The organism is Zavarzinella sp. (assembly GCA_041399155.1).
Taxonomy (GTDB): domain Bacteria; phylum Planctomycetota; class Planctomycetia; order Gemmatales; family Gemmataceae; genus JAWKTI01.
On record JAWKTI010000008.1, the window covers coordinates 90,581 to 109,141 of the forward strand.

The 18,561-nt window shown below is 51.4% G+C and carries 14 protein-coding genes; 13 read left to right on the top strand and 1 reads right to left on the bottom strand.

The genetic code is table 11. The features are described 5' to 3' along the window. Positions 1-22 precede the first annotated feature (22 nt). Positions 23-2,224: a heavy metal translocating P-type ATPase gene (locus R3B84_24825; protein ID MEZ6143803.1), complete on the bottom strand. Its 2,202-nt coding sequence runs from the start codon at positions 2,222-2,224 to the stop codon at positions 23-25. Positions 2,225-2,669: 445 nt separating this feature from the next. On the opposite strand from R3B84_24825, the gene R3B84_24830 reads away from it, so the two are divergent. The 13 genes from R3B84_24830 (at position 2,670) to R3B84_24890 (ending at position 18,203) form a co-directional block, all read left to right on the top strand. Next, entirely contained in the window at positions 2,670-3,563 is an 894-nt protein-coding gene (locus tag R3B84_24830; protein MEZ6143804.1) for a zincin-like metallopeptidase domain-containing protein, read from the top strand. 291 nt (positions 3,564-3,854) lie between these two features. Further along, the gene (locus tag R3B84_24835; GenBank protein ID MEZ6143805.1) at positions 3,855-4,052 is read left to right on the top strand and encodes a hypothetical protein; all 198 of its coding nucleotides are present in this window, start codon (positions 3,855-3,857) and stop codon (positions 4,050-4,052) included. 36 nt (positions 4,053-4,088) lie between these two features. Beyond that, positions 4,089-4,241 (top strand): hypothetical protein, encoded by a 153-nt coding sequence (locus tag R3B84_24840; GenBank protein ID MEZ6143806.1) that lies wholly within the window; start codon positions 4,089-4,091, stop codon positions 4,239-4,241. Between the two features lie 10 nt (positions 4,242-4,251). Continuing rightward, on the top strand, positions 4,252-4,791 hold the full coding sequence (locus R3B84_24845) for a hypothetical protein (protein ID MEZ6143807.1): 540 nt from the start codon (positions 4,252-4,254) through the stop codon (positions 4,789-4,791). Positions 4,792-4,801: 10 nt separating this feature from the next. Further along, entirely contained in the window at positions 4,802-5,080 is a 279-nt protein-coding gene (locus R3B84_24850) for a hypothetical protein (protein MEZ6143808.1), read from the top strand. A gap of 106 nt (positions 5,081-5,186) precedes the next feature. Next, positions 5,187-5,381, top strand: coding sequence for a hypothetical protein (locus R3B84_24855; GenBank protein MEZ6143809.1), 195 nt, complete (start codon positions 5,187-5,189; stop codon positions 5,379-5,381). Positions 5,382-5,383: 2 nt separating this feature from the next. Further along, positions 5,384-6,130: a hypothetical protein gene (locus tag R3B84_24860; GenBank protein MEZ6143810.1), complete on the top strand. Its 747-nt coding sequence runs from the start codon at positions 5,384-5,386 to the stop codon at positions 6,128-6,130. Then, positions 6,127-6,426 carry a hypothetical protein gene (locus R3B84_24865; GenBank protein ID MEZ6143811.1) on the top strand — a complete coding sequence of 100 codons (300 nt, stop codon included), beginning with the start codon at positions 6,127-6,129 and terminating at the stop codon, positions 6,424-6,426. The genes R3B84_24860 and R3B84_24865 overlap by 4 nt, the downstream gene beginning before the upstream one ends. 412 nt (positions 6,427-6,838) lie before the next feature. Beyond that, on the top strand, positions 6,839-7,621 hold the full coding sequence (locus R3B84_24870; GenBank protein ID MEZ6143812.1) for an AAA family ATPase: 783 nt from the start codon (positions 6,839-6,841) through the stop codon (positions 7,619-7,621). Beyond that, positions 7,618-7,950 (top strand): hypothetical protein, encoded by a 333-nt coding sequence (locus R3B84_24875; protein MEZ6143813.1) that lies wholly within the window; start codon positions 7,618-7,620, stop codon positions 7,948-7,950. Before R3B84_24870 ends, R3B84_24875 begins: the two co-directional genes overlap by 4 nt. A 212-nt stretch (positions 7,951-8,162) precedes the next feature. Then, positions 8,163-17,483 (top strand): SdrD B-like domain-containing protein, encoded by a 9,321-nt coding sequence (locus R3B84_24880; protein MEZ6143814.1) that lies wholly within the window; start codon positions 8,163-8,165, stop codon positions 17,481-17,483. Continuing rightward, entirely contained in the window at positions 17,396-17,704 is a 309-nt protein-coding gene (locus R3B84_24885) for a hypothetical protein (GenBank protein ID MEZ6143815.1), read from the top strand. The genes R3B84_24880 and R3B84_24885 overlap by 88 nt, the downstream gene beginning before the upstream one ends. 13 nt (positions 17,705-17,717) lie before the next feature. Beyond that, the gene (locus R3B84_24890; protein MEZ6143816.1) at positions 17,718-18,203 is read left to right on the top strand and encodes a hypothetical protein; all 486 of its coding nucleotides are present in this window, start codon (positions 17,718-17,720) and stop codon (positions 18,201-18,203) included. Positions 18,204-18,561: the final 358 nt, after the last annotated feature.

Below are 18,561 nucleotides of genomic sequence, written 5' to 3' on the forward strand. Positions count from 1 at the left end.
ATTTTCTACCAAAAAGGCGCTTCTACTCGTGGTACATTTTTCGGGGTCCAGCATAGTTCAGTAACCGCAGCCCGTTGGAAATTACCAATAGCGATGCTCCAGTGTCGGCCGCTATTGCTGCCCAGAGCGACGAATTGCCCGCAAACGTCAAGACCACGAAGACCACCTTGACCGAAAGCGAAAACCCGATGTTTTGTCGGATGATCGACAAGGTGCGTTGGGAATGCCTGATTAGCCAGGGCAATTTGGACAAATCGTCGGACATGAGAGCTATGTCGGCCGTCTCAATCGCCACATCACTGCCAGCTGCCCCCATCGCAATCCCTAGAGTGGCACGAGCGAGTGCCGGGGCATCGTTTACACCATCGCCAACCATAGCGACTCGACCATACTTGGCGACCAGGGATTCAACTATCTTCACTTTGTCAGTGGGTAACAATTCAGCATGAACCTCGTCAATACCCGTCTCGCGGGCGATGCTGTCAGCGGCCCCTTGGTTGTCCCCCGTCAGCATGACGATGTGCTTCACACCGGCGTCGCGCAACGCTTGGATCATCTGTCTGACTCCTGGTCGTACTGCGTCAGCGAGGGTGATATAGCCGCAGACATGGCTCGCAGTCCCTACTACCACGACCGTGCGACCCGATTTCGCAAGCGTCTCCAGTTGTTGGTGAACATCTTCGGTTTCCTGGCCTCGTTCTTCCAAGTAACGATGCGATCCAAGCCAATATTCCTGCCCGTTGAAATGGCCCGTTGCTCCTTTGCCCTGAATGATTTGATAATCCGTCGCGGGGCGGACCGCGACGCCGCGCTGCTGAGCATAAACCATGATCGCCCGAGCCAGAGGGTGAGTGCTGTGGGCCTCAAGCGCAGCAGCTCGCTCCAGCAGTTCCTTCACGTCGTGGCCGCTGAGGGGCACGACATCCACTACCGACGGCTTGCCCTGCGTCAGTGTGCCGGTCTTGTCCAGGGCGATGGCTTTCAGTCGGGCGGGAGCTTCGACATACAGTCCGCCTTTAATGAGGACACCGTTTCGTGCCGAAGCCGCCAGCGCCGCCACGATACTCACCGGCGTCGAGATGACCAACGCACAGGGGCAGGCGATGACCAGCAGGACGAGCGAGCGGTAGAACCAGTCCTCCCACACCCCGCCTAAGAAAAGAGGCGGAATAAGTAGTATGCTCAGAGCCAGCGCCATGACGACGGGGGTATAAACGCGGGCGAACTTCTCTACCCATTGCTCGGACGGGGCTCGCCGAGATTGCGCTTCCCCGACCAGGCGAATGATGTGGGCGAGCGTAGTGTCCCCGGCGGCTTTGGTGCATTCGACCGTCAAGGCACCATCGCCGTTGACCGTACTAGCGAAAACTTCCTCCCCTGCCTTCTTGGAGACCGGGACGCTTTCGCCAGTGATTGGTGCCTGATTGACTTCGCTCGCTCCACAGACTACTCGCCCGTCCAAGGGAATGCGTTCGCCCGGCCTCACCAGAAAAAGTGCGCCCACGGCCACTTGCTCAGGCGATACATTCTCTTCGATTCCGTCAGCATGTTGTAGGCGCACGGTGGGGGGTGTCAGGTCCATAAGTGCGGCCACGGCCCGGCGAGCACGCCCCACACTCCAAGACTCCAGCGCCAGAGAAACTGCGAAGAGAAAAGCAACGGTAGCCGCCTCAAACAACTCACCGATGGCAACCGCTCCGAATACAGCGACCATCATCAAAAGGTTCATGTCCGGGCGCAGGCGGCGCAGTGCGAACCACGCCTTCGGCAGGAAATACCAGACGCCCGCCAAAATGCTCAGGGTATAGAGACCCTTCACCGCGAGAGGAATGCGATGGACTACACCCACCCCCTCTGAACCTAAAGCAGCAAGGAAACCGCCTTCGACCCAGGCATGAGTGAGAAACCCGAGCATGATGAACAGGCCACTGGTCGTAGTCAGGATCATCTGCCCTCGGCGCAGCCAGAATCCGCCCCGACCTGCGACTTGTTCACCCTGTCGCCAGACCTCTGCTCGCATACCGGTCCGGGCCACAACCTTTATTATAGACTCGGGAGTGATCCCATTTGACTCTGATACGACTGTCATCCTTCCATTTAGGATGTCGAAAGATATTTGTGATTCCTCGCCGATCACCGGGCCCACTTCGCGTTTCAGGATGGCCATTTCCTCGGCGCAATCCATGCCGTGAATCTTGAATTCGAGAATAAGCAAATTTTTCAAAGCTGTAGCCGACTCAAGTGATACCGTTGCCCAATTGCTTTAAAGTATATCAGATTGTCAAGATCACAAAAATGAATTCGGGTGGTTTTTTCCACGAACTAATCAATTGACTTTGTGAATTCCCCCTTCGCACTGCTTAAACTTACGATAGAAAATCAGGCGCATTCCATCATACTCAGATAAGCGGCGTTTCCCTGCTATCAGCAGGCTGTCATAGTGCGGTAAATTTATGGGGGAGAATCCCCCGCGATGGCAAGGCTCCCCTTCGGCTCGGGGACACGGTTTCCTCCCCATCTTCCGCGCTTCCATCCATGGTCGCTTGTGCAGACAGGTCCCCTCCGTTGCCCCTCCGGCCATTGACCACCGCTCCCCCCTTTCCGGTCTGCCTCGAATTCGAGCAAGCGCGGGCGCTTGCCCGACATTTTCGTTACTGGGGAGGCAGGTCATGCACACTGCAAAAAAGGATCACTACCAATTGATTACCAGCCGGATCGTCGAACAACTGGAAGCCGGTGTTCGACCCTGGCACCAACCATGGAACGCCAAGCATGCAGCGGGTTCCATCACTCGCCCTTTACGGTTTAACGGTCAGAAATACCACGGCATTAATGTGGTAGTCCTCTGGCTTTCCGGCCTGGAAGGTGGGTTTTCCTGCCCGATCTGGATGACTTTTCAGCAGGCGAAAGAACTGGGAGCCTACGTCAAGAAAGGCCAGAAAGGCACCACGGTGGTTTATGCCAACCAGATTGAAAAGAGCGAAACCGACCCCGAAACTGGTGAGGAAACCACGCAGAAAATCCCTTTCCTGAAGTCGTACACGGTCTTTAATGTGGACCAGATTGAAGGATTGCCCACCCACTACTATGCCCGCGAGAAGCAAAACACCAACGACCAGGAACGACTGAACCACGTGGAAGAGTACTTCCGGAACACCCTGGCCACTGTCAAACATGGTGGGGAGCGGGCTTTCTATCACCCTCGCGAAGATTACATTCAGTTGCCGGACTATGCCACGTTCGACAACCGGGAGCGATATTACAGCACCTTCGCCCATGAAGCCGTGCACTGGACCGGACACGAACGCCGGTTACATCGTCAGTTGGACAAGAACCGCTTTGGCGATGCTGCTTACAGTATCGAAGAACTCATTGCAGAATTGGGTGCTGCTTTTCTCTGTGCCGATCTGCAGATTACCCCCGAAGTGATGCCGGAACATGCCAGCTATCTGCACTCCTGGCTACGCGTTCTGAAAGAGGATGCCCGAGCCATTTTCACCGCAGCCGCCCAAGCCGAAAAAGCCGTTGAATTCCTGCACAACCTGCAGCCAATGACGGAATAATCTTCCTTTCCTGCCCGCTCCTTTCCTTTCAGTTGATCCCTTGTGCGGGTCATCAGGTTCCTGAAAATGGTTTTCCGCCCGGTAAATCGGTGCTGGCCGGACACCACGGCCTAGTGATGGGCAGGCTTAAAACCGCCGCCGTGCCGGATCAAGGGGAAAATCGGTTCCCCCTGAAGGTTCCCCCCAATTTTCCCCTTGACCGGTACGCTACGCCACGGACTGAAGCGGTTTTTTGTCGCTGCCATCAGGCCGCGGTGGTCGCGGCCCGTCACCCAACCAAGGAGAAAAAACATGTCTCAAGCAACCAACGATAAATCCCCCAGCATGATTGCCTATCAAGTGCGTGACCGGGGCACGGAGAAAGGGATCTGGACCCGCATCGGCAGTGCCTGGTCGCACAAAGATGGCAAAGGCTTCAGCATTCAGCTCGATTCGGTGCCTCTCGATGGCCGGATCACCCTGCGAAGCGCTAGCGAAGCCAAAGCATAAGCAACAGTTCCAGCAACACTTTTTAGGAGAATGATCATGAGCCACTTCGATTTTCATCACGTCCAATCCCGCCTATATGACCTCGCTGTCGAACTGGCCGCAGGCTGCGACCAGGAGTTCGATGCCACCTACGACGAACTGGAACGGCAGTTCGATGAAATCCGCTTTTCCCTGCAACATGCTGAATAAGGAGGTTCCTATGCACTTTCGCCTGTTTGTCACCGCAACTTTTCCGCTGACCGAATCATCGCAATCGGTGCGGGAGCAAGTCTACGACCAGCTCGTCAACGATGAGAGCTTCTGTGGCAGTGGGGGTCGGTTCGGCACACCACTCTGCGACTGGTTCGTCATTGGTGGCCGCTGGAGCGGCCTCTTTTCGCCGAAACCGGAGTTCGAAGCCTACCGCAATGCCATCCGGAAACAGATCCCCAGTCTGGCCCATGACCGCTGGTCAGAAAAGGAGATTTTGCAGCACCGCGATACCCTGGAACAGGTTTGGAAGGATCTGGGTGGGCAGGATTGTTCCCCTTACTTCCGCAACAGCACCTGCCTGATTGGGTACGATGATGATGCCTTCGTGCTGGATCAGGCAACCATGGACCGCTGGCTGGAACCCTATCTGGGCACCGAAATCTACCGGGATGCCAGTCACTGTGAGTTCGTCGACCTCGATGAAGACCTCCTGTTACGTCATTCCGTTGGTCAGAAATGGCTGATTATCATCGATTACCACAGCTAAGGAGAGTGCCATGAAGATTACCGTTCAAGAAATTGCCCGTCATCGCAATGGCATTAGTGGGGAACCGTTCCACGTGATCTGCTTCACCGACTCCACGGAAGGCCCGATGCTGGGCATTGTTTTCCAAAAGCCCCACCATGTGGCGGTGCTGCAAATGGAGCAGTTGGCCAAGGGCAATATCGCCTTCGGCAGCAATTCCTGGCGTGGCGACCAGTACGAGCCACTGCTGAGACAAGTGATTGAGCAGTGGGAAAGAATCGAATTTGTAACCCTTTTCGCAGGAGAATAACCATGCAATCCAACATCATTGTCAATCCGTTCTACTCTGCCCGAACTGGCGATCAGTACGAGCCACAGCTTAGGGCTGTCATCGACCATTGGGAAAGGAGGGACTAATGAACCAGGCACCCCAAATTGCCATCGTCTGGCAGATCGAGGATGTGCGGGAAGTTCGCCCCGATCTCAGCAATGACCAATGCTGGCAGGTGCTGCAAGCCTGTAAACGGTACCATGATGCCTCAGTCGGCATCAACTGGGACGTAATCCGCAGCACCGCCGACCATCTGTTTGAACCCCAATCAGGAGAATAACCATGCAATCCAATATCATTGTTAATCCGTTCTATGCTGCCCGAACTGGCGAACTCCCTACTCCCAATCTGCAGTATGCCCGCCTGCCAGCAGTTCCGCTCAATGGCAGTCCGGTTCCCCACTTAACCAGTCTCTACCATTGGCACCGTGCTGGAGAATATGGCGACCGACGTTACCCTGGCAACTGTGGTGGTAACCTGATCAAAGACCTGCTGAACTATTTTCAGCCCCGCCGAGTGCTCGACCCGATGAGCGGATCGGGCACCTGTGCCGATGTTTGCCGTGAATTGCAGATTCCCTATCTGGAATTCGATATTCACCTCGGCTTCGATGCCTGTGACCCCGAACATTTTGCCAAACTGCCCGAGGTAGATTTCATCTGGAGCCATCCCGCTTATTGGCGCATGAAACTCTACAGTCCCGACCCACGGGACCTATCGCGGGCCGCTACGCTGGAGCAATTTCTCCAGCGCTATGGGCAGTTCATCCGCAATTGTGCCAGCAAACTGACCCCAGGTGGAAAGCTGGCTATCCTGATGGGTGACTACCAGGACAAGGAAATTGGCTTCGTCCCCCTCACCTATCACACGAAACGACTGGCGTTTGCTGCCGGTTTGCAGCAGCACTGCACTGATATCATCCGATTCAGTCATGGTGCCAGCAGCAGCCGAAAACGCTACCGTTCCGCATTCATCCCCGGCCTGCACGATACCTGCATGATTTTTCAGAAAGAAAGGACTGCCCAATGACCATCATCACCCTCACGGAAGACCAATTCGACGACCAGTTTCCGTTAATGGTCAACCACTTGAACAGCATGGCAGGCTGGGCCATCGGTGAACAGTCTGGCTGCCTGTTCGAAACCTATGGGCCAGAACTGGTGTTCGTTCGGCAACAGCCTACCAACCACATCTGGACGCTGGTCGATACCGACCACGGCCTGGTGCTGCTCAGTGGCTTCCACACCATCAACCGCGTGGGCTACCTGATTAGCACAATGCCGGTGCCCGCCGGTCACCAATATGAGGTGCCACTCGACAAGTAGCACTCAACCGCAAGGAAACACCTCAGAGGTGGGCCATCGGCTCACCTCTTTTTTTGTTCCCACGTGCGGGAAATTCACCAGAAGAATGAGCGAATCTTAATCTGTACGCCCATTCAGATATGTGCAGCTTCTCAGATTTTGCATAATATTCCAACGAGCATGAGAATATTGATAGCCCGACGAGGAGATAGCACATAAATGTGTCAGACATCTTCCCTATGCAGGGCATAGGACGGTTTTCCACTGGAAAACTGGCGGTTGGTGCGGCCAACCAGCCCGACTTTCCACTGGAAAGTTGACAACAAAACCTGCCAGCCAAATGCACCGCCTGCCATCTGGCATTCTGGATTGCCAACTTGCTGGCAAGCATGTTGGCATGCTGACAAGATTGTTTTTCCAATAACAATTCTACTTGCAAACAACCCAACCAGCCAACAAACTGGCCAGCTTGCCCCGTGGCATTCTGGTCACAGTGCTGGCCATTCCGCTGGCAACGGTGTTTTTCAGCTTGCTGGAAGGACAGTTTCTCGGCAAGCTGCCAGTCATGATTATTGCAATTGCCAATTCAAAAGGTGGGGTGGGGAAGAGCACGCTTGCAGTGCATCTTGCCGCCTGGCTACACACCCAGGGACACAAGGTCATTCTGGCTGACTGCGATACCCAGCAGTCATCTTCGGTCTGGATCAAAGAGGCAGCACCCGAGGTAACCACCATTCGGTTGCAGGATCCGGAAGATATTTTGCAGGAATTACCGCAACTTCGGAATGAAGCCGATTTTGTCATCGCGGATGGGCCGGGGAGCAACACGGAAACCAGTCGGGCATTATTATTGCGAGCCGATCTGGCACTCGTACCTTGCAAAGCCTCCATGCTCGAAGTGCGGGCACTGGCCAAAGCCACGGAAGTATTACGCACCAGCCAGGATATCCGCCACGGACGACCGGAAGCGATCATTATTCTCAGCATGGTGGGGAAAAATTATCGGCTCACCAAAGATATGCAGGATGCTGCCCAGGCCTTAAATCTGCCGGTAGCGAAACAGGCGTTGATTTTACGGCAGGTCTATGCGGATGCCCCCGGTCAGGGCACGGTTGTCTGGCAGATGGGAAGCAGAGCAGTGGATGCTGCCAAAGAGGTGCAGGCGATCTTCCGAGAAATCCTGCCCCAGGCAGTCAAAACCAAAAGGAGGGCATGATGGCTGAACGTCGACCGCTGGTAGAAGGCCTGCAAACCATCGAAGAGGTGGAAAAATCGTTCGTTTATGGTGGGAAGGTGAAAAAAGAAGAAGTGGCAGCTCCAGTGGCCACGACAGCACCCATTACTGCACCAGCTCAGGCTCCGGTTTCCATGTATGGTGCGGGACGCATTCCACTAACCACGCGGGTGAAACCGGAATTAGCCAGCAGTCTCAAGCGTATCTCGCTGGAACGCCAACTGGCTGGCATCCAGCCATGCTCGATGCAGGACATCGTTGAAGAGGCCCTCGAACTATGGCTGGTGAAACAAAATCAGGTCGCATTGTGAAGAAATCTTCACTCAAAACGGAAATTTTCAAAATATTTGGAAAGATTTTCTGAATTTACTTTGACAACGGGAAAACAGATCGCGTAACCTACCCACATTCAACAACATAATGTGTGTTGTGCCTTCGTATCCGTTGCCTAACTCTCTTTCAATCCGATCGTTTGCCAAGGCAACTCGTTGGCGTTTCCTCATGGTCCCAGAGGTACAGTCGGATGCCCCGACCCAATCGCACTACGCTTCTTCGATGTGAACAGTTAGAACAAATCGTTGCTCCCGGGTCGATCCTGGAAGGCCTCCTCGTGGGGATGACCGGTGGGGATCCGATCCCACCGGACGATTTTGGCGTGACCCAGTTTCAGGCAGGTTTGCCCGAAATTGTGGTGCCGGAAGTGCCTACAAAGCCGGACCCACTGTCGGAAACTCCCGAATCGCCGATTCTGGGGGTGATTGAGGAAGAGCCAACGGTCAATCATTTCCGCCAGGCCCAAATTGATACTTCGACATGGGCGCAGCACCAATGGCGGCAACATGTCACGGAAGAACAGATCGAGGTGACGGAACTTCCACAACTGCAAACTCCTTTAGGAACGGAATCTCCAGCTTCAGGCTATGTGGAACCACCCACTCCGGAAACGACATCCCCGCTGTCGCTCTCGGCCCAACCTGTTGGTGGTACAGCGGGACTGGTGACACAAGACCAAAGTGCAGCACCGACCGCTGGTGAAAGCACTCCAGAAACATCCACTCCATTTGCAATTGATCCCGTCGCCGTGGGTGCGGGGTTCATTGCAGGATACAGTGAAACCATTGCCAGTGGCGATTCTCCTTCATTAGGACGCCGACAGTTAGTAAAAGGTGAAAAGACTTCACAACGTTGGTTGCAGGAAACACAGGCGAAGCAGATCATGCGTTTCGAAGAGAACGTGGGTCAGACCGCAGACGAGGTGGACTTTGTCGCACGAGGCCAGAATTTCGCCTTATTTCTCAAAGCGGATGAGGCTGTACTCAAACTGACGCAAGTGACGACCGAGGGCAAGCAACCGAAATTCCAGCAGCAGTTATTGCGGATGCAGTTGGCCGGTGCGAATGTGGAAGCATCCGTGTCTGCTGGGGATTTACTGAACACCCGCAGTAACTATTTTGTGGGAGATCAGCAGTTTTCTGATGTGGCGAATTACGGCAAAGTAACGTACTCCAATGTGTATGAAGGAGTGGATGTCGTATATTACAGCACCGCTCAGGGGCAATTGGAATACGATTTTGTGGTTCACGAAGGTGCCGATCTGGAACAGGTGCGGATGCGCTTTGCAGGGGCCAATACTTCCTTTATCGACCGCCAGGGGAATCTGCTGTTACGCACCGATCTGGGTACCGTAACGCAAAAAGCTCCGATTTCTTTTCAGCATGATGAACGAGGCGAAAAGCTTGCCAAATCGAGCCGCTACAAGCGTTTTGAAGATGGTAGCATCGGTTTCGAAGTAGACAATCATGACCGTGGTAAGAAGCTCTTTGTAGATCCCGTGGTGATCTATTCCACGATTATTGGTGGCACCGGCGATGATGTGGGGACAGAAATTGCCGTAGATAATGCTGGAAATGCGGTCATCACTGGCTGGACCACTTCTTTAGAGTTCGTTGGGACAGGCACGGGTACAGGAACTGGGACGGGGACAGGAACTGGGAGTGGTACGGGTAGCGGTACTGGTTCAGGTACGGGAAGTGGCACAGGTTCAGGAAGCGGTGTTATAGGAAATTATGTTTGGCATGATACGAATGCCAATGGGATACTAGAATTCGGTGAACCACCATTAGCTGGTGTTACCATCAATTTATTAGATTATAGCCACAATATAGTCGATACAACCACATCAGGAATAGGCGGTGATTATGAATTCTCGATTTCATCTAGCGGTAGCTATTTTGTAGAGTTTATCGCTCCTTCTGGAATGAACATTACTACGCAATACGCTGGAAGTGATGATCAATTGGATAGCAATCCCAATCCAATTACTGGATTGACAGATGTTCTTAACGTTACGATCGGATCTGGTTCCTTTTCAATCGATGCTGGTTTCACTGGGTCAGGTACTGGATCCGGCTTTGGTAGTTTGGAAGAAGATGAAGTAGAAGTGCCTCCTTTTGGAAGCGGCACAGGAACTGGGACCGGCACAGGAACTGGAACTGGGACTGGGACGGGTACCGGAACTGGCACAGGTACTGGGTCATACCTGTATACCATCGGCGATTGGGTTTGGAATGATGTCAATCAGGATGGTATTCAGGATGTTGGAGAATCTGGGGTCGCAAACGTTACAGTAAATTTGCTTGATTCGTTTGGTTCGCCTTTATCGACAACTTCAACGACTTCCACTGGATCTTACTCGTTTACAGTTGCACCGGGTAGTTACATCGTTGAAATTGTCAGGCCTCAAGGAACTAATTTCTCGCCCTATAATCAGGGATCAGATCCAGAGAAAAATAGCAAAGTTGACAACAATGATGGCTGGATAGCTGTTTCAGTAGGTAGTGCCGGCTACTCGAATCTGGATGCTGGTATCTACGTTCCACAAACCGGTTCTGGGGGTGGGGTTGATGCCTTTATCAGCAAATTATCTCCCACTGGAGAGATGCTCAGTTACACCATTTTTGGTGGTACTGGTGATGATTACGGCTTAGGAGTGGATATTGGGCTGGATGGCTTTATTTATGTCGCTGGCTTGACATCTTCAAACAGCTTTGCTGGACTCACGATCCCTGGTTTATCCGATATTTTTCATGTGGTATTTGACCCAACAGGAAGTGAAATCACCCATGCCGAGGTAAAGAACGGTACCTCCGCTTCCCACGTCCTGACGGAACTACCCACCGTAACCAATTCCAATCGACTTGGGGCAATTGATGGAGAGGTGTATGTGGGTGGCCCTGGGAATCACGGCGTGACGGTTAGCCAAAGCGGAACATATTATGCCTCTGGAACTCAGGTCGATGTAGCTATCGATTCCAGCGGAACGGCTTGGTATCTCGATGAATACGGTCAAATCAGCGGCGGAAATACATTCAGCACTAGCTTAGCCGTGGGTCGTTCAATCGCTATCGATTTCGAAAATACGATCTGGGTTGCAGGTGATTCCAACCTGTTGCAATACAGCACCACGGGCAGTTTATTGGCCAGTTACTCAACTACAGGTCAGGCCAACAGCGTTGCCGTGGACCTGGCTGGCAATGTATTTGTAGGCGGCACCAGTGGCGGTGATGCGTTCGTTCAGAAATTCGGCATTCTGCCTCCAGCTCCAGTTGTCACCAGCATTTCCGATGATACTGGTAGTGCCGATGGTCGAACAACTGATACCACCCTGGAAATCCATGGAACGGCACTGGCAAGCAGTCTGGTAACGGTCTATTTGGGGAACACCCTGATCGGTACTACCACTTCCGATGTCAGTGGAGATTGGACCTTTGATTACACTGGAACAACACTGGCAACCGGAGTGCATCGATTCAAAGCAACCACAACCGTATCGGGAAACACAAGTCCTGATTCACTACCCTTCCAGGCCACGATCATTGAAGCTCCCAAAGTAATACTGGAAGCTGAAGACGAATACACCACATTCCGACCGGAAGTACGGGTGAGAGCAACAGATTTCCCTGGAATTGCCGCTTCGGGAACTGTGACAATCGATATTGATCTGAACGGAGACGATGATTACGATGATGCCGGTGAAACTGGTTTCAGTTCAGGAACCCTTGTCAATGGCTTCGTAGACATCCGATTAGACGAACTTCCAGGACTCGGTACCTACAAAGCTCGGGCTCGGTATACCGATGATGCAGGGTTAGAAGGATTTGGTGAAGACACATTCGAAATTATTGCAGTGGGTGCCAGTCTGGTGGGTGGGCAGGTAGAACAAGACCCCAGTGCGGTGACCGAATTCATCAGCCTGGACCTGGATCAAAACCCCGGGAACGGCGCAAGCTCTTATCCCACGATCGGTTACAGTTCCAGCTTTGCCAAGGGACCCATTATTCAGGCAATTTTGCAAACGGATAATTCTTTGGCAGTACCTGCCAGTGTTGATGTCGAGTTTTTCTGGAATGGCTCCAGTCTTGGAACACAACCATACAACCTGTCCAATGTGGCACGTGGCGACAAGGTCACACTGGCATTCCAGGCCCCCTCTGCATTGGCAACTGGCCGCTATACCTGGGATATGGTGGCTACCTTCACTGGTTCTGGAGTAGGTACCCAAAGTGCCAGTGGGGTTGCCTTTATCGTGGATAAAAGCGATAGCCCCTTCGGTGCAGGATGGGATTTCTTTGGGTATGACATGCTTTACCCGGTGACCGCTTCCGGCACCCTGCCTGCAGGTGTCTACCGTGTTTATGGCGATGGGGGATTTGATTTCTACGAGGGATCGGGAACCTACAGCAGTCCGGATGAGGATGCAGGGACCTTAGCAGTAGGAAGTGGAGGCTGGACTTACACAACAGTTGATGGCCGTATCGGATACTTCAATGGTTCTGGTTCGATGACAGGATGGGTCAGTGCGGATGGCGAACATGAAATCACGATGACCTATAACGGGACTGGCATCGCTACTTACACTGCTATCGATGGTACAGTTTCTACTTTCGACTATACAGGAAGCAAAGTTACGAGCATTACCACCATCACTGGTACTGGTGATCGAGTTGTTTCACTCAACCATAATACCAGCGGTGGAATGATCTCAGCAGCGATTGACTCTTTACTTACCAAAGATTTTTCCTATGACACTGACAATTTACTACTCAGTTCGACTCAACAGGGAAGTGTAAGTTCTTTTGATTACGATAATTACGGTTTACTTTCCCAAATCACTGTTGGCACTGGTGCCGAAGCCATTGTAACTGACATTACGCCTTCAGCAGGGTTTGGACTGGGAGGTGCTGTAAATGTAACATCTCCAAAGAACAAGAGCACCAACAGTTTAGGTCAGGAAACGACAACTCAGACTGATCTAAAAGGGCGAGCTCTGGAACAGTCGAACACCGATGGGACACGCAATCGCTTAAAACGCGACTCTGCAGGCAACATCCTGACCAGCACAGATGAGTTGGGCAATACCACGACCTACACATACAACGCCCGCAATCAGGTAACAACGATCACCAACCCTGACTTGACGACCACTACGTTTGTCTACCAGACCAACAGTCACGGGGTTAGCAATGAATATGGCCTGTTGCTTCAACAAATTGATGCGAACGGCAACAACACCTACTACGAGTACGATACTTTTGGTCGGTTATTAAAGACAAAAGACGACAACAACGATGTGCAGATGGAATACCTGTACAACAGCGATGGTCTGGTGGAAACCGTCAAAAATGATGATGGGGATATCCTCACCACCTATGTCTACGATGCTTACAAACGTTTAATCGAAGAAATTGATGCGAATAGTAAAAGTACCGAATACACCTACACCGACCGTGGGGAAGTGGAAACCGTTACCGATAAGAACGGTAATACCACTACGTACACCTATGATGCCGTGGGTCGGGTGACACGGACCGATTTTGCTGATAGCACTTACACTACAAGCACTTACAATGAATTCGACCAACTGGTTTCCACACGGGATCAGGCGGGGATCATCACCAGCTACGAGTACGACAGCCTGGGCCGGAACTATCGCACTGTATATGGCGAAGGTACCAGTTATGCTCAGGTCAGCCTGACCAGCTACGATGAATTGGGGCGTTCCATAGGCCAGCGCGATGCAATGAACCAATGGACCTCGGTAGAGTACAACACTCGCGGCCAGGTGCAGTACGCAATCGATGTAGATGGGGTTTCCAGCGAATCGTACTTTGATGAACGTGGCCAAAGTACCGTATCGGTCAGCAAATCGGGTGGTAGCAGCAGTTCGGAATATAACGAGCGGGGTTGGATGGTCAGCTCCACCGATATCTTTGGCAATACCACCAGTTATGTCTACGATGATGTAGGCAATCGTATCGAGACCATTGATGCCCTAAGTAACACCACCACCACGGTTTACGACAATCTCAATCGGGCGGTCGAATATATCGATGCGTTGGGGAATAGCACCACCACGGTTTACAACAACCTGGGCCAGGTATCGGCCAGTATTGATGCCTTGGGTCGCGAAACCCGCTACAGTTACGACTTGCTCGGTCGGCAGTATGCGGTAACGGAAGCCTTTGGTACCAGTTTGCAACGCACCAGCAGCACCGGCTTCGATGATCAGGGCAATGTGGTCACCAGTACCGATCCCGCCAGCAATGTCACGACCACGGTATACGACACGATGAACCGGGCGGTGGCCTATATCGATGCTCTGGGCAATACCACCACCACCGTTTACGATGCGGTGGGCCGGGTAGAAAAGACCATTGACCCTCTCGGTGAGGAGACCTTGTACAGTTACGATGTGTTAGGTCGCACCATCGCAGTCACTGATCCCAATGGTAATACCACCACTTCCGTATACGATGCCCTGAACCGCGTGGTACAGAGCATTGACGGTGAGGGCAATGTTTCTGAAATGGTCTATGACAATGCTGGACGGTTGATTTACAGCATTGATGCGGAAGGGGGTATCACCGAACGGCGATACAACAGCAGTGGGCAACTGATTGAGTTGATCGATCCCGTCGGCAATTCGAGCCGTTGGGAATACGACATCGGTGGTCGGTTGGTGAAGGAAACCAACGCTCGCGGGCATAGCCGGGATTACGGTTATGATGAACGTGGCCAGATGGTCTGGATGGAAGACGAGGCAAACGAGCGGGCAACCTACGTTTACGATGCCCTCGGTCGCACGATTGCCACCATTGATCAGTTGGGCAATCGAACTACGACGGTCTACGATGCTTTGGGGCTCACCGTCGCCAATATTGATGCCAACTCGAACACCACCAGTTACATCTACGATGAATTAAACCGACTCGTCAAAGTGGTCAATGCCGATAACGACCTGACAACAATGACCTACGATCTGTTGGATCGGCAAATTGCCCAGACCGATGAATTGGGCAATACCACCAGTTATGTCTACGATGCGATTGGCCAACTCCTTGCAACAGTGAATGCCCTCAATGAGATCAGCACCACGGTTTATGATGCCCGTGGTCAGGTGATTGCCAACATTGATGCCAATAATAGCATCACCAGTTATGTGTACGATGATGGTGGTCGATTGATCTCTGTGGAAGACCCACTGGGTAACCTGACCACCTCGGTCTACGACAATGCAGATCGGCTCATCGCCACCATTGATGCTCTGGGCAATCGCACAACTTATATTTACGACGGTAATCATCGCCAAATTGGCATGATTGATGCCCTGGGTCGGCAAACGACAACTGTGTACGATGCTGCAGGCCGCAGAATCAATTCGATTGATGCCCAGAACAACATCACCACGTACAACTACGATGCAGCTGGCAATCTGGTCAGTATGGTGGATGCTTTAAGCAACACATCAACGTATGTTTATGATGAACGCAATTTAACAATTGCTTACATTGATGCACTCGGCAACACCACCACATCGGTTTACGATGAACGTGGTGCACAAATCGCTACGATTGATGCCCTTGGGAATCGGACGACTTCGGTTTACGATGCGGCGGGGAATCTGATTGAATCGATCAATGCCCTCAACAACACCACGACATTCATTTACGACAACCTGAATCGCCGGGTTGCGGTGATTGATCCCTTGGGTAACCGCACTACCTCGGTTTACGATGCGGCCAGCAATACCATTGCCCAGATTGATGCACTCGATTACAGCACTACCTACCATTACGATGCCCTCAATCGGGTCGCAGCGATGGAAGACGCCCTCGGCAATCGCAGCACCACGGTTTACGATGCAGTGGGGAATGTTCTTGCCAGTATCGACCCACTGGGTAACACCACCAGTTTCGTTTACGACGAACGCAATCAGCGGGTGGAAACCATTGATGCTCTGGGTAATCGCACTACGGCGGTTTATGATGCACTGGGTCGTACCATTGCCCAGATTGATGCCTTAAACAATACCACCACGATGGTTTACGATGAAGTGGGCAACATGGTGGCTCAGATCGATGCCTTGGGTAACCGAGTCACCCAGGTCTACGATAGCCGCAATAACCTGGTCCAAACGATCGATCAGGAAAATAATACCACAACCTACGTTTTGGATGCCCTCAGCAGAACCATTGCCACCATCCGGCCCAATGGTGCCACAACCACGACCGTTTACGATGCGGTGGGGAATGTGCTCGCTAGTATCGATCCCCTGAACAATACCACCAGCTTTGTCTACGATGCCCTGAATCGGCAGTATGTCACCATCGATTCTCTCGGTTACAGGACAACCATGGCCTTTGATGCGGTGGGCAACATAGTGTTGCTCACCGATGCTTCCAATAACACCACCACGTACGTCTACGATGATCGCTCGCAGGTGATTGAAGAAATCGATCCCGTCGGTAACAGTGCCACCTTTGCTTACGATGCTCGTGGGCTGCAAATTGGCGTGACGGACCGTTTAGGCAGGTCGCGGGAACTCAGTTACGATGCCCGCGGTCTGAAAACCAGTGAAGTTTGGAAAGACGAACTCGGTGTCGAAGAGGATCGCAGCACCTTTACTTACGATGATGCTGGCCGCATGCTCACCGCTGACGATGGGGATTCAGGCTATAGTTTCAGTTATGATGACCTAAACCGAGTAGTGAATGTCGAACAGCCATTCGGTCTGGAAGTGACCTTTACCTACGATGCGGTTGGCAATCGTAAAGGAATTATTGATTCGGAAGGAGGCCTGCAAACCAGCACCTACGATGCCCTGAATCGATTGGAATCACGGCAACAGACCGCTGGCAGTGTCGAACTGCGGTTCGATTACAACTACACCGATCGTGGTCAGATTGAACAATTGGTGCGGTATGCGGATATCGCGGGCATCAATCAGATTGGCCAGACCGATTCCATTTATGATGCCAACGGTCGGCTGATCAATGTTCAGCATGTGGATGGAACCCCCACGGTCTTCCACGAAACCACCTATACCTACGATCTTAACAACCGATTAACACTGGAAGAAGAGAACGGCACGCCCCGCACCTTTACCTACGATACCGTCGATCAGTTGCTGGCCGATGGTAGCACTACATTCACCTACGATGAAACCGGCAATCGCGATAATGGCGGCTATGCCACCGGGTTGGCCAATCAGATTACTACCGATGGTACCTGGACATACAGCTACGATGATTCCGGCAATCGCACAAAAAAATCGCTGGGAAGCAGTGCTGAAACCTGGACCTACGAATATGGCCACAATAACCATCTTGTTCGGGTAGAGCAGCGGTCTACCGATGGTACCCTGTTGGTACGTATCGATTACACGTACGATGTCTTCGGCAATCGGTTGAGCATGGCTTGGCTGATACTGTTACACTTCTTGAAGGTTATGGCGTTAAAATTAAGGATGTCAATCATAATATTGGTATACCACTTAGAGAAGTAGACATCGAACTTGAAAATGGAATCATTATTCAAGTAAAAAACCTAGGCGGTGCAAAGAAAATGACGAGGCAGCTAGAAGATACACAGAAGGCAACTGGCAGAACTGTGATTGGCTACATAGTTGAAACTCACGAAAATTCTACTGATATTATCAACAACATAGACAAGGGAAATCAAGTTGCAACAAATAGCATAGATGATTTAATTGATTTGGTTAAATAAAGGTGATACATCCATGGGCGCTCCGATAGTAACGGTTTTTTTGCCTGATAAATGTGAATATAATTCTCTATTGGATTACATTGTGCATCAATTATCTTTGCACGTTGATGAATTGCCTCCGGGCTTTCCATTTTCTTTTTGCGCTCAAACTCTAGGCCGCGACTATTTTCTCGTTCAATTTGACAATGACTCATTAGAGATTATAGAAGAGATGTTATTATGGGATAAACCTACTGATTCTTATAAGAAACTTCTTGCAGATTGCAAGCCCAGCATAAATATACACTATAGAAATATTGACTTTGCAAAGCAATGTTTGCTTGTAGTTGCCAAATTTTTAGACAAATTATCTTGCATTAGTATTTTTGAGAATGGCTTAGGATGTTTATTGCTTCTCTCTGATGTGTCAGAATCATTGGCATCCGATTCTACTTGGACATGGGAACGACAGACTTTTAGTGACATTCCAGGAGTTGCCGATTCAGAATGGCTTGAATAGTCTTATGCAAAAAAAAACTAATTCTTAGCAATGGCACTATGCTTCATGCATTCTTAAACACGTATTTCGATACACGATTTTAGTAAGCATATGATTCAATATTTAAATTTCTAATTTTTCTAATATTGGCTTTATGAGTGCCATGATTATTATACGTAATAACAGGTCTGATCAACCTTTTGCATATCTGTTGCTGGCCGAAGGATGCATCCGTGGTGAACGAGAATAGGCCATTGAATTGTTTTGAGAAATGCCCATTCAATTGGCAACTTCTTGCATCGATTTCAATCTGCGCGATAGTTGGTGATCAGAATGACCGTTCTATCGTAAGTAGGAGCAAAGAAATTGAACCCAGAAA

What these genes read in the sequence shown, in the direction of transcription:
- R3B84_24830 (MEZ6143804.1), top strand. Translation starts at nt 2,670, where the DNA reads ATGCACACTGCAAAAAAGGATCACTACCAATTGATTACCAGCCGGATC.
- R3B84_24835 (MEZ6143805.1), top strand. Translation starts at nt 3,855, where the DNA reads ATGTCTCAAGCAACCAACGATAAATCCCCCAGCATGATTGCCTATCAA.
- R3B84_24840 (MEZ6143806.1), top strand. Translation starts at nt 4,089, where the DNA reads ATGAGCCACTTCGATTTTCATCACGTCCAATCCCGCCTATATGACCTC.
- R3B84_24845 (MEZ6143807.1), top strand. Translation starts at nt 4,252, where the DNA reads ATGCACTTTCGCCTGTTTGTCACCGCAACTTTTCCGCTGACCGAATCA.
- R3B84_24850 (MEZ6143808.1), top strand. Translation starts at nt 4,802, where the DNA reads ATGAAGATTACCGTTCAAGAAATTGCCCGTCATCGCAATGGCATTAGT.
- R3B84_24855 (MEZ6143809.1), top strand. Translation starts at nt 5,187, where the DNA reads ATGAACCAGGCACCCCAAATTGCCATCGTCTGGCAGATCGAGGATGTG.
- R3B84_24860 (MEZ6143810.1), top strand. Translation starts at nt 5,384, where the DNA reads ATGCAATCCAATATCATTGTTAATCCGTTCTATGCTGCCCGAACTGGC.
- R3B84_24865 (MEZ6143811.1), top strand. Translation starts at nt 6,127, where the DNA reads ATGACCATCATCACCCTCACGGAAGACCAATTCGACGACCAGTTTCCG.
- R3B84_24875 (MEZ6143813.1), top strand. Translation starts at nt 7,618, where the DNA reads ATGATGGCTGAACGTCGACCGCTGGTAGAAGGCCTGCAAACCATCGAA.
- R3B84_24880 (MEZ6143814.1), top strand. Translation starts at nt 8,163, where the DNA reads ATGCCCCGACCCAATCGCACTACGCTTCTTCGATGTGAACAGTTAGAA.
- R3B84_24890 (MEZ6143816.1), top strand. Translation starts at nt 17,718, where the DNA reads ATGGGCGCTCCGATAGTAACGGTTTTTTTGCCTGATAAATGTGAATAT.